Origin of the sequence: Cellvibrio sp. KY-YJ-3 (genome assembly GCF_008806955.1) — a bacterium.
Classification (GTDB): domain Bacteria; phylum Pseudomonadota; class Gammaproteobacteria; order Pseudomonadales; family Cellvibrionaceae; genus Cellvibrio.
Window position 1 is genome coordinate 3933662 of record NZ_CP031727.1, and the last position, 12983, is coordinate 3946644.

9 protein-coding genes are annotated in these 12983 nt (G+C 50.3%); 1 reads left to right on the forward strand and 8 read right to left on the reverse strand.

The features are described 5' to 3' along the window. Positions 1 to 242: 242 nt before the first annotated feature. The 5 genes from mazG to cysM form a co-directional block, all read right to left on the reverse strand. A complete protein-coding gene (gene mazG, locus D0B88_RS16625) occupies positions 243 to 1037 on the reverse strand; it encodes a nucleoside triphosphate pyrophosphohydrolase (RefSeq protein WP_007643850.1) in 795 nt (264 codons plus the stop codon). Positions 1038 to 1064: 27 nt separating this feature from the next. Then, complete coding sequence (gene relA / locus D0B88_RS16630) at positions 1065 to 3311, reverse strand: GTP diphosphokinase (RefSeq protein WP_007643852.1); 2247 nt, start codon at positions 3309 to 3311, stop codon at positions 1065 to 1067. A gap of 109 nt (positions 3312 to 3420) precedes the next feature. Beyond that, positions 3421 to 4932 (reverse strand): 23S rRNA (uracil(1939)-C(5))-methyltransferase RlmD, encoded by a 1512-nt coding sequence (rlmD, locus tag D0B88_RS16635; protein ID WP_151058548.1) that lies wholly within the window; start codon positions 4930 to 4932, stop codon positions 3421 to 3423. Between the two features lie 54 nt (positions 4933 to 4986). Next, complete coding sequence (locus D0B88_RS16640; protein ID WP_151058550.1) at positions 4987 to 6537, reverse strand: CotH kinase family protein; 1551 nt, start codon at positions 6535 to 6537, stop codon at positions 4987 to 4989. Between the two features lie 103 nt (positions 6538 to 6640). Beyond that, a complete protein-coding gene (cysM, locus tag D0B88_RS16645; RefSeq protein ID WP_007643865.1) occupies positions 6641 to 7531 on the reverse strand; it encodes a cysteine synthase CysM in 891 nt (296 codons plus the stop codon). 213 nt (positions 7532 to 7744) lie between these two features. On the opposite strand from cysM, the gene D0B88_RS16650 reads away from it, so the two are divergent. Further along, a complete protein-coding gene (locus tag D0B88_RS16650) occupies positions 7745 to 10552 on the forward strand; it encodes a response regulator (protein ID WP_225318426.1) in 2808 nt (935 codons plus the stop codon). Between the two features lie 49 nt (positions 10553 to 10601). Here the strand turns inward: D0B88_RS16650 and recO are convergent, their stop codons facing one another. From recO to rnc, 3 genes are read right to left on the reverse strand one after another with little or no spacing between them, the layout of a single operon-like run. Continuing rightward, positions 10602 to 11315, reverse strand: a complete 714-nt coding sequence (gene recO / locus D0B88_RS16655; protein WP_007643873.1) for a DNA repair protein RecO — start codon at positions 11313 to 11315, stop codon at positions 10602 to 10604. 9 nt (positions 11316 to 11324) lie between these two features. Next, complete coding sequence (gene era / locus D0B88_RS16660; protein WP_151058554.1) at positions 11325 to 12245, reverse strand: GTPase Era; 921 nt, start codon at positions 12243 to 12245, stop codon at positions 11325 to 11327. A gap of 55 nt (positions 12246 to 12300) precedes the next feature. Continuing rightward, positions 12301 to 12981: a ribonuclease III gene (gene rnc / locus D0B88_RS16665; protein ID WP_151058556.1), complete on the reverse strand. Its 681-nt coding sequence runs from the start codon at positions 12979 to 12981 to the stop codon at positions 12301 to 12303. Positions 12982 to 12983 lie beyond the last annotated feature (2 nt).

Genomic DNA, 12983 nt, shown 5'->3' on the forward strand with positions numbered 1-12983 from the left:
CTAATCACCGGAGTGATAAACCCGCTCGCTCGAGCACCAAAACTGGCGCGGGCAAGAATCCCAGCAGTAAACTGGCCGGACAAAAACCCGCCACCCCCAAACCGGCGGTTAAAACTCTAGTGATCCAAAAACCCAAGCGCAAATTGGATACAGACCAATAACGAAAACACCAACAAAAAAGGCGCCAGAGAGGCGCCTTTTTTGTTACTAATCTAACTACCGCTTTGTGCCGCGAACCGCAGCTACTGCTGTTTTGCCTCATCCCAGAGCAGATTCATTTCATCAATCGTCGCGTCGGTTAAGGGTTTGGGCGAATGCGTTTCGATATAGTGAAAACGCTGCTCAAACTTGTGATTGGCGCGACGCAATGCCTGTTCCGGGTCGATTTTTTGGTAGCGGGCAATGTTTACTACCGCAAACAATAAATCACCCAGCTCTTCTTCCAGCGCCTGTTGATCACCCGAGTCCAACTCGGCTTCCACTTCCAGCAATTCTTCACGCACTTTCGCGATGGGGCCGTACACATCATCCCAATCAAAACCCACACTCGCGGCGCGTTTTTGCAGTTTGGCCGCACGGCTCAGCGAGGGAAGATTTAACGGCACATCGGCCAGTAAACCCTGCGCACCTTTGGCAGCACGCTCCTGCTGTTTGATTGCCTCCCAGCGCGCTTTGACATCGACCGGCAAGGTATGGCGATTGTCTACGCGGCTGTGCAAGGTTCCATCGGGAAAGACATGTGGGTGGCGACGAATCAGTTTGGCGACCAAATCCGATACTACGCTCGCAAACTCAAAACGCTGCTCCTCTTTGCCCAACTGACTGTAGAAAATTACCTGAAACAGTAAATCACCCAACTCTTCTTTTAAGTGGACAAAATCCTGCTTTTCAATCGCATCAACCACTTCATAGGCCTCTTCCAACGTGGAGGGGGCGATGCTGGCGTAGTCCTGTTTGATATCCCAGGGGCAGCCGGCTTCAGGGTCGCGCAGGCGCGCCATTAAATAGAGCAAATCGTCGATGCTGTATTGACTCACAAGTTATTCCTGATGTTTGCAGCGCGCCTAGTGTTTACGGCGCGCGGAGGCGATGTTGGGCAGCTGATTGAGTTTGGTGAGTATGCGACTCAACTCATCAAAGCCGCGAATCTCCACGGTCACCTGCATATCCACGGTATTTTTGCGTTTATCCGACAAGGTTTGCATAGCAACAATATTGATGCGCTCGGTATCCAGCAACACGGTGATGTCTTTGAGCAGACCATAGCGGTCGTAAGCTTCAATCACTATATCCACCGAGTAGAGGCTCTGCGGTGTTTCGCCCCACTCCACTTTGATAATGCGCTGGGGTTCATCGGCCTGCAGCTGCAGAATGTTGTTGCAATCCTGACGGTGAATGGACACACCTTTGCCCAGGGTGATGTAGCCAGTGATGGCATCACCCGGCACCGGATTACAACAGTTGGCGATTTGGGTAAGCAAGTTGCCCACACCTTCGATGTAAAAATCCGAATCCTTTTTCTGGCGCGTCGCCTTACTGCTTTTAAACGGAATCAGCGGCTGCTGCGGATTGGCGTCATCCAGTTGTTTTTGCGCGGCATTTAATACCTGACCGACACCAATATCGCTGGCGCCAACGGCGGCGTACAGGTCATCAAGGCTATTGAAATGCAGCTTTTGCGCCAGCGCTTCGAAGTCCAAATCCAGCAGCGCCAGACGTTTGAATTCGCGATCCAGCAGCGCCTGACCTTCGGCGATGTTTTTATCGCGCGCCTGCTGTTTAAACCAATGCTGGATTTTGGCGCGGGCGCGCCCCGTATTCACATAACCCAAGGCCATGTTGAGCCAGTCGCGGCTGGGCGATTCCAGCTTACCGGTAAGAATTTCCACCTGATCGGCATTGGTGAGCTGGTAATTAAGCGGCACTATGCGGTTGTTGACCTTGGCGCCGCGGCAGCGATGGCCGACATCGGTGTGGATTTTGTAAGCAAAATCGAGCGGCGTGGCGGTGCGCGGTAAATCCACCACATGGCCTTCCGGCGTAAAGACGTAGATACGATCCTGATTCACCGCGCGCAGGTCGTCCTGCAGATGGGATGGATCGCCCCCCAGCTCCTCGTGCCACTCCAGAACTTGGCGCAGCCAGGCGATTTTCTGCTCGTAGCCATCCTGGGTCGCTTTGGTGTCGGTGCCCTTATAGCGCCAGTGAGCGCACACCCCGAGTTCAGATTCCTCGTGCATTTCCTGGGTGCGGATCTGGATTTCCAACACCTTGTTTTCCGGCCCCCACACGGCGGTATGCAGCGAGCGGTAGCCGTTCTCTTTGGGCGAAGCGATGTAGTCGTCAAACTCGTGGGGAATATTGCGCCAGAGGCTATGAACTATACCCAGCACGGCGTAACAATCGCGCACTGTCGGCACCAAAATACGCACCGCGCGAATATCGTACACCTGTGAAAAGGGAATGCCCTTGCGCTGCATTTTGCGCCAGATGCTGTAAATGTGTTTGGCCCGCCCGCCCACCGAACCTTCAATACCGGCTTTTTTCAACTCGCTGCGCAGCCGCTCCAACAGCTTGTCGATATATTCCTGGCGCGCTAACCGGCGCTCGTCCAACAACTTGGCGATGCGTTTGTAATCTTCGGGTTGCAGGTAGCGGAAGGACAAATCCTCCAGCTCCCATTTGATATGACCAATACCCAAGCGATGGGCGAGCGGCGCATAAATATCCGCCACTTCACGCGCCACCTGGCGACGGCGGTCTGCTTCAGCGTTTTTCACCGAGCGGATGGCACAAGTGCGCTCGGCCAATTTGATCAGCGCAACACGCACATCATCCACCATGGACACCAGCATTTTGCGGATCTTTTCCGCCTGCTCGACTGCCTGTGAACCTAATACCCGGTCTTCGTGTTCATTGCGCTGATAACTGATGGCCGCCATACGCAGCACACCTTTCACCAGCTTGGCCACGGTTTCACCAAAGCGGTTTTGCAATTCCACCAGCGTAATTTTGTGTTCGCGCACGGCGCGGTAGAGAATCGCGGCCACCAGAGCATCTTGATCCAGCTGTAAATCCGCGAGGATTTCCGCCATCTCCAAGCCGATGCGAAAACAGGAGAAATCCTCGCCCCAGTTGTGATCGTCTTCGGCGTGGATGTCCACCAGCGATAAACTGAGCTCCGCCGCACGGCGCAGCTCGGCGCGACTGGTATCGGATTGCAGGGAGGATTTATTCAAGCGGTCGATCCAGGCATCTATGTCCACCTGGCCATCGGCGGCTATAGGGTGATCTGCTCTGACTTTAACCATGAGGTTCGCCTTACTTATTCTTGCGTGCCACCGGCCGCGCAGGCCGGTCAACACTTAAATTCAATCGAGGTTTGCATGCCCTTCGCTAACAACAGGCGAATGGGTAGTTTTATTTCTTCAGCAAGAACAGCGCCATAGACTCAACATGACTGGTGTGCGGGAACATATCCAGCACACCCACCGCATCCAGCGCATAACCCACCTCGGCGAGCAGCGCTGAATCCCGCGCCAAAGTCGCCGGGTTGCAACTGACGTAGACAATTCGCTTGGGTGAAAGTTGCTTACCTATTACCCAGCGCTGAATGCTGGTAATAATGTCTTTTGCACCATCGCGGGGCGGGTCTAACAAGAGCGCATTAATGTTGCCCCCCAAGCGCTGCAATTGAGTATGGGTCATATCCGTCAGGTTCGCGGCGATAAATTTTGCGTTGCCGATATGCAAGGCCTCCGCATTTTCGCGCCCACGCAACACCATGGATTCGACCGCCTCAATGCCCACTACCTCCGCGCACTGGCGCGCCATGGGCAGGGTGAAGTTACCTATGCCGCAGAAGAGATCGAGCGCGCGGTCGTCCGGTTTCAGTGCCAATAATTCCAGCGCTTGGGCAACCATCAACTGGTTAACGTGCGGGTTAACCTGGGTGAAATCCTGCGGGTGATAGGCGAGCTCCAGGCCCGCCACTTCATAATGCAAACGTGGGTCGCAGCTATTGCCCTGCAGATCCGTGAGCCCCAGATTGCCATTCGGCTCAAGCCAGACAGTCACCTGCTGTTGCGCCGCCAGCTGTGCCAGCGAGTGCAGATCCGCCTCGGCCAGTTTTTTAGTGTGACGAATAATAATCGCGCTATTACTGAGCGCATCATCGGCCTGCCCTTTAACCAGTTCGACATGGGTGACCGCTTTGGCCGCGCGCAATTGGGTGAGCCACACACGCAGTGGCGCGAGCAATTGGTTCAACTCGGGCGCCAATACCAAACACTGATCGACCTGGGTAATTTGGTTGCTGTAGTGCTGACGAAAGCCAAGGCTCACACTGCCATCATCTTCATACCAAACGCCCAAACGCGCACGGCTGCGATAACCGGTATCCGCCAAGGTAATCGGCGCAAGCACACGTTTCGGTTCTACCCCGCCCCAGCGTTTTAATTGCTGCAGCAACGAATCCTGTTTCATTAGCAACTGCTGGGCCGGTTGCATATGTTGCAACTGACAGCCGCCGCACTGTGCGTAATGCACGCAAGGTGGCGCAACCCGCTCAGGCGATGCCTCAATCAGCTGATCAACCCGTGCATCGATAAAACGCGCATGTTCTTCAACCAAGCGTGCACTGACTTTTTCATTCACCAATGCACCGGCGATAAAAATGGTTTTTCCGTCCAGATCGGCCACACCTCGACCATCGTGACTTAAACGGTCGATAGTGAATTCACCCAGGCGTTTATTAAATTGTGGCAACACCTTTTCCGCCGCGCGCGGTTGATTGCGGCGCGGTGCGTCATCGCGCACATAGACTTTGCCATCCGCTTTTTTGGGACGCGGCTTTTTGCCTAATAAACTAGCGCCTTTTTTAGGCGTACCGCCTTTGGATGAGCTGCTATTTTTACCACTGCGATTGGACATTAAAAATTCCCGGTATTACAGAAAGTGACGGGGCGTTGTGCACCGTCGACATAATTACTGACTGAATTGTTCATCAATCCATTCATAACGCTCTCGCTGCCAGCGAATCAACTCATTGACTTCAGTCTCATAGCTGCCCGTGGCGCGAGAGGGATGCATAATCCACGACTCAAAATCAGTGATATCCCAGATTGAATAGTTTTTCTCTTGTGGCTTATCCAACCAGGTCGCACGGGCTTGTGCGTACTGAAAAATTTCTTCCAGCTTGCCTTGGGTTTTTAACAACTGCCATTGCGCTTTGACTTTTGCTTCAAATGCGGGGTCTTGAAATAAACGGTTAAACCAGGGAGCCGGACGGATATGCCAGCCCTCGGTTTTATCAACATTGTCATAACCGGCGTTGCCCATGGCTAAATCGAAATCCCAAATCGGGCCAAAAAATAATTTGCCGTTGCGCTTTTTATACAGATAAAAACTCGCCACAGCGCCATCGGGATTTTTAAACAATTCGTTCACTAAAAAATACTGAATAGCAGAATCGACATCGATATAAGCCGCATAGCCAGTATTCGGGTCAGCAAAATTATCACCAAATAATGCAGTTTCAGTATCAGTGATGTATTGCTCAATATAATTGCGCTGTGCAGCCCACGCTGGCTCCAGCAAAGCTTCCGGTGTATCAAGGCAGAAAGGATTCATGCCATGAGCCGAATCCACACAGAAGGTTTCTTCACGCGCTAAATTAACGCCATTTACGCAGTAGCTTTCCCAGAATGCGGTTTGGCAATAATCCCTATGCATACGGAAATCCACTTCCAACAAGTAGCCGCCGGTAATATTGGGAGTCGCTGTATCGCTGTCTTTTAATTCAACAATATTCACGCGATCCCTGGCGACGCGAATATGCTCAGTCAGTTGATAAATACCTTGATACTGACCATTCAAATGCAATTCAACATATTGATTACGCGGGCTGTACTCCATACCCAAACTACGCCCAAAACGAAAGGCAATATCATTGCGCATCAGTGTTTTGTCGGCGTAGTTCGCTAACAAGACCCAGTGCCTGCTCGCCGGCATTCCCAATAATTGGGCGGAGCTGGTTAATTTGAGTCGATAAGGCTTTTTAACCCATGACCAGGTGGAATTACCGCGCCCGCGAATTTCCAACTCACCACTCAGGGTATTTTGTTCATCGCCCGAGAGCGAAAAATTACCAGTGAGGTAATTCTCTTTGGACACAATTGGCGCAGCTCCTGTGGTGGTAATGTCCAAGACCGGCAAGGCCTCCGCTGTCCCCACCGGAAAGTCAGTCGGAATACTGGACTGACTGGCGCTGCTCGTTGACTCAACGGATGACACCGATGCCGAAGTCGCCGCCGAGCTGGTTTGCTCGCTGCTCGACGATGCCAGACTGATCGACAAACTACTGGAGGACAGCACCACACTGCTCTGCTGACTACTTGATGAGAGCGTCGCAGTACTACTTTGCTGGCTGCTAGTGGCTACCGGCGCAGTTGATCCGGAACCGCCACCGCATGCTTGCAACACACACATAAAAATACTGAGTGAAACCCAACGCATTACCGTCGTCATTGCCGTCATAGTTTTATCCTGATTTATTATTGTTTAACAAATGTATGATTATTTAACGAATGACATCCGGGTGCATTCCATGTGTTGCGATCAGCTACCAACCACATCCATATCACTGATTAAACAATCCGGACGATAAATAACGGTCACCGCGATCACAAATAATCGCGACTATCACGGCATTTTCCACCTGTTGGCTCAGTTCCAATGCCGCCGCCACTGAGCCACCGGATGACACGCCGCAAAAAATACCTTCTTTGCGCGCCAGCTCGCGCATGGTTTGCTCTGCCAAGGCTTGGGGCATATTTACAATGCCATCCACGCGGTCGCGCTCGTAAATTTTGGGCAGATAGGCTTCTGGCCAGCGGCGAATGCCAGGAATTTGCGCCCCTTCAGACGGCTGCAAACCAATAATCTGAATAGCCGGATTTTTTTCTTTGAGAAAACGCGAGGTCCCCATAATAGTACCGGTGGTGCCCATGGAGCTGACAAAATGGGTGATGGTGCCACCGGTCTGTTGCCACAATTCCGGGCCAGTAGTGGTGTAGTGGGCAAGCGGATTATCGGCGTTACCAAATTGATCGAGCACCTTGCCCTTACCCTCTGCTTGCATTTTTAGGGCGAGATCACGCGCGCCTTCCATGCCCGCTTCTTTGCTGACTAAAATTAGCTCCGCACCATAAGCCAACATGGAGGCCTTGCGCTCCGCAGTGGAATTGTCGGGCATGATTAAAATCATGCGGTAGCCTTTGATCGCCGCCACCATCGCCAGGGCGATGCCGGTATTGCCGCTGGTTGCTTCAATTAAGGTATCGCCTGGCTTGATGTCGCCGCGCAATTCGGCGCGACTGATCATGGACAGTGCGGGACGATCTTTTACCGAGCCCGCTGGATTATTGCCCTCCAGCTTCACCAGCAAGGTATTGCTGGTCACACCGGGCAGGCGCTGCAAGCGCACCAGCGGAGTATTACCAACAAATGCTTCAATGGTGGGGAATTCCATACTGACCTCGGAGTGGTTAAATCAGGTTACAAGCCGGCTTTTATTTCGCGGAAGGAGCTATGCTTTTCCACGCTACCGTTGCGCAGCCGCGCGGGAGGCGGCTATTCTACCCGCGATCACCCTGCCTGCGAACACTTGGTGTTAAAACTTACTGCTCGCCACTGGACTATTAGCCAATTTCCGGATTACCACAAAAATAAGGCCCGCGTTGTTATGAATCCTGTCAGCAAAAATAAACACAGCAATATTAAATCTGATGTCTGGCGCCTGATTTTTATCCCCTCGTTTATCATCATTATTCTCATCGCCACCAGCCTGACCTATTTGTGTATCTCGCAAATTAATAAATTTATCGATTTACGCGGGAGCTTGCTTGCACAAAAGACTGCGCACCTGCTGCACAAACCCATCCTTGAAAACAATGCCGAATTAATCCAGCACATTTTGGATGCCTCGATTGAAGAACCTTATATACGTGCAATACGCGCTTACCATGCAGATGCCAAACAACATTTTCATAGCGGCCCACAATTTATGGGGGGCGATGATGCAAGTGCCCCGAGTATGGATGCTCCCACCGAATACCGTACCTATCGCACCCTGCGTTTTTCTCACCCACTGGTCAGTCGCGACAATACCAATCCCATCGGCTGGGTTGAGCTGGAATTATTAACCGCACCGTTTGCGGTGGTGCGCTACGAAGCCATCGTACTCACTATTGCCATCACTATTTTATGTTTGATTATCGGCGCTTACTTTGCGATCTCACTCTACTACCGTATTACTGAACCATTGGAACACATCAATAATGTGGTGCAGGGCTTGGCGCGCGGTCGACTCAATGAGCGGGTTGAGCAACAACACTCGCGCGAGTTTTTAGGGCTTGCTGAATCAATCAATACCATGGCGGATTACATGGAAGCGGCGCAAGCGGATATGCAATCGCATATCGACCACGCGATTGAAGACCTGCGCGAAACATTGGAAACCATTGAAATTCAAAACGTGGAATTGGACCTTGCGCGCAAAGAAGCCTTGGAAGCCAGCCGAGTGAAATCCGAATTCCTTGCCAATACCAGCCATGAAATTCGCACGCCGCTCAATGGCATTTTAGGGTTTATCAACCTTGCGTTAAAAACGGACCTTAATGAACAGCAGCGCGAATATATGGAAACGATTCGCGACTCTGCGCAAAACCTGTTGACTGTGATTAACGGTATTCTCGATTTCTCCAAGATTGAGTCCGGTAAGCTCACACTGGATTACGCACCGCTGCCGATTCGCCACTCCATCGATGAAGTGCTACATATTTTTGCACCGGATGCCCACGATAAAAATTTGGAATTGATAAATTATGTAGAGCGCTGCATCCCTAAAAACTTATTGGGTGATGCATTACGCTTTAAACAAGTGCTATCCAATTTGGTGAGCAATGCTATCAAATACAGTACGTCAGGTAACATCATCATTGATGTCAGTATTTTGCAGCGTCAGGAAACACAAATCACGCTCAAGATCTGTGTAAGCGATGAAGGCATAGGGCTGTCGCGCGAAGAGCAGGAGCAATTGTTTAGCCCCTTTATTCAAGCCGATTCCTCCAGCAGTCGCGAGCACGAAGGCACCGGACTTGGCCTCGCGATTTGCAAAGGTTTGGTAGAGCGCATGAACGGCGAAATAGGCGTAGTGAGCGAGCCAGATAAGGGTTCCACCTTTTGGTTTACGGCACGCCTTGGCATAGACAAACGCCAACCTGCCCCCAATCAATTGGCCAACCTGAGCGAATATCGCATTTTGTTGTGTGGCGAAAATCCCGCATCCATCAAACAATTAAATAACTTATTGCACGAGTGGAATGCCAATACGCAGAGCATTCCCGCCATACATGACTGCTTCCCTATGCTGCGCAGTGCCCGCGATGAACATAAAAGTTTTGATTTGTTGATTTTGGATATCCCACCCAACGAGCGCAAAATCCCACCCATTTTATTAAATAATCTCGCTGAGCAACTGCATACTGAATTTAACTGCACACTCATTGCCTGCTGCACCACAGCGCATCAACGATTGTTCCGCTCCTATGCAGAAAAATCCCGCGTATTATTTATTAACAAACCTACATCCTATGATGCACTGCTGCAAACGCTCGGGCGACAACTGGATTTGCACATTAAAGATCTGCGCGAGCAGGATGACGAAGAAGCGCTGCGCCCTAGCGCCAGCGTGTTATTGGTGGATGATAATCCGGCCAATTTGCAGTTGGCTTCAGAATTATTGCGCGGCTTAAATACTCAGGTAGTGCAAGCAAACAGCGGCAAGCAAGCGATTGAAGCCTGCAGCGAACACGAATTCGATGTGATTTTTATGGACATCCAAATGCCCGGCATGGATGGCATGGAAGCGACACGCCATATTCGCGCACTCGAACAAGGTAAACGTCGCACGCCAATTATTGCGCTAACAGCACATACCATTACTGAGCAAAAAGCGGAACTATTAATTGCGGGCATGGATGACTGCATCAGTAAACCCGTCAACGAATCACAACTGGCGCACATTATTAATCGCTGGGCCACGCTTACCGGCAAAAAAGAAGTCGTCATCCAGATCGAAGAAAAAAGCACTAACAAACCAGGAATTCCCACAGAGGATCACACTGGCTCAGTAGATATAAACCTGTGCTTAAAACTCGCCAACAATAAACCGGCGCTGGCACGCGACATGTTAAGTATGCTGTTGGCGGGATTAGAAAGTGAAAAACAACAAATTAATGATGCTCTTAACAACGGTGATTTTGATGAGGCTGGGGAATTGATTCACCGTCTCTATGGCAGTAGCTGTTATTGCGGCGTGCCCCGGTTAAAGCACATCAGTGGTCTACTGGATAAATTATTTCAAAGCACACAATACGAACAGGCACGCGATGCAATTCCCGCACTGAATCACGCATTGGATGATTTAATTCGCTGGGGAACCAATAAAGATATAGACGCGCTTTTTGGTTTGGAGAAAACACTCGCCTGATCAATTCAGACAGCATTCTGACCTGTAGTCACCTGACCGCTACGCGGTTTTACTCTGTAGGCTTGTGCTGAACAAATAATTCGCGACTATTGAGTGGACGACTACCAAGCAGTGGTTTGAGTAAGCGTCGCGCTAGTTGTTTGGCAGTAAGGCGAGTGATAGAGCTGGAATAGTCACCGACAGCAATTGCCAATAGCGCTTCACCTTTTAGTAAAAAGTGTTCAGGAATATCAGGAGCCGCACTAAAAAAACCCTCTTGAATATGACACTCATACCACCCTTCCGGCACTATAGCGCAATGGTTACGTGCATCCTGGGTGAAATCCAAGCCATAACCCAACTCCTCCAGCAATCTAAATTCAAAGGCACGCAACAAGGGCTCTATATCCTCACCCATTTGGAGCGCCTGCAAACTATGCTCATAAGCATGATAAATGCCATTATGGCTATCCATCTCTGGCAACAAACGCACCAGTAATTCATTCAGGTAAAAACCCGAATACAAGTGATTCGCCGTGAGTGAGAGGAAAAGGTTGTCCGATTCAAAACTAGTCAGCAACTTCATATCCGTTTTGCCCTGCCATGATACGAGCAGACGGCTAAAAGGATTGAGCAGTTGACGCTTGGGGGTTTTATTTTTACGCACACCACGCGCTACAGCGGTGACACGCCCATAATCGGGCGTGAGCAAATCGATAAGCAAACTGGTATCGCGATAGGGACGCGTGTGAAGGATATATGCGAGCTGCAGATCAACACGCATAAGCAGGCGTTAAAACTCGTTATAACCGAGACTGCGCAAGGCGCGCTCATCATCTGACCAACCGGATTTTACCTTGACCCACAATTTGAGCATGACTTTCATCTCAAATAGCTTTTCCATATCAACACGCGCTTCGGTGCCGATTAATTTGATACGTGCACCCTTATCGCCAATCAGAATTTTTTTCTGGCCGTCGCGCTCCACCAAAATAAGCGCAGAGATATTGAGCAAATTACCTTCTTGTTTGAACTCTTCAATCTCAACTGCCATTTCATAGGGCAATTCATCGCCCAATTGACGGGTAATTTTTTCACGCACAATTTCTGCCGCCATAAAGCGCGAGCTGCGATCGGTAATCTGGTCATCCGGGTACATATGCACACCTTCGGGCAAACGCTCGGTGATCAGCGCCTGCAAACGATCCAAATTGGTATTGCGCAGCGCAGACATGGGTACAATTTCCGCGACGTTGAGTTTTTCTGACAGGGTTTGCAAGTGAGGAAGAAGGCTTTCTTTGTCTTCAATTTGATCCACTTTGTTAACGGCCAAAATAATCGGGCAAGGCAAGTGCTGCAATTTTTCAGCAACCGCTTCATCCTCTTCCGTCCAGATAAAACGATCCACAACAAACACCACTACATCGACATCTTTTATCGCGCTGGTGGCCGCTTTGTTCATGTAACGGTTAATCGCTTTCTGTTGCCCAAGGTGCATGCCAGGAGTATCGACAAAAATAATCTGTACATCGCCTTCGGTTTTAATTCCCACCACCGCATTACGCGTTGTTTGTGGTTTGCGCGAGGTAATACTGATTTTTTGCCCAAGTATATGATTGAGCAATGTCGACTTACCCACATTAGGACGACCGACAATGGCGACATAACCGCAGCGACTGGCCGATGAATGTTCTGTATCTGAAGTGAAGGTCATAGAATTACTAAATAAGGGGTTAGTTGTAAAAAAGCGCGTAGGTGAACAGGAAGAATCAATGGATTTTTAATTGCGCTAACATTAACGCAGCTGCTTGTTTTTCGGCTTCACGGCGGTTTGATGCTATAGCGCGGGTCGGTTGTTTAGCGAGCACAACGCGGCATTCAATAGTAAACACCTGAGCATGTCCTTCACCACCTACTTCAGCAACTACGTATTCAGGCAAGGGTTGGCGCTGTGACTGCAAATATTCCTGCAAACGGGATTTGGAGTCTTTAGCGCTGGTATTTGCGCTCAACTCATTGAGCCGTGGAGCAAACCAGGTGAGCACTCGCTCGCGGCAAAGATCCAGACCGCTCTCCAAATAGATTGCACCAATAATAGCTTCTACACTATCGGCCAAAATGGAATCGCGGCTCTTGCCACCGGACTTAAGTTCACCTTCACCTAAAATCAGGCAATCACCCAACTCAAACTCTCGCGCCAATAAGGCAAGTGTATCGCCCTTTACAATTTGTGAGCGCAAGCGACTTAACTGACCTTCACGCGCCTCGGGCAAACGTGTAAATAAAGCTTCACCAATAATAAAATTCAGAATGGAGTCGCCCAGGAATTCAAGGCGTTCATTATTGGTAGCGCCGTAACTGCGATGGGTTAGCGCCAGCTGTAACTGGCGCTGGTCTTTAAAAGAGTAGCCGAGACGTTGTTCAAGGCGTTGGTATTTAAGTGTTAACACAA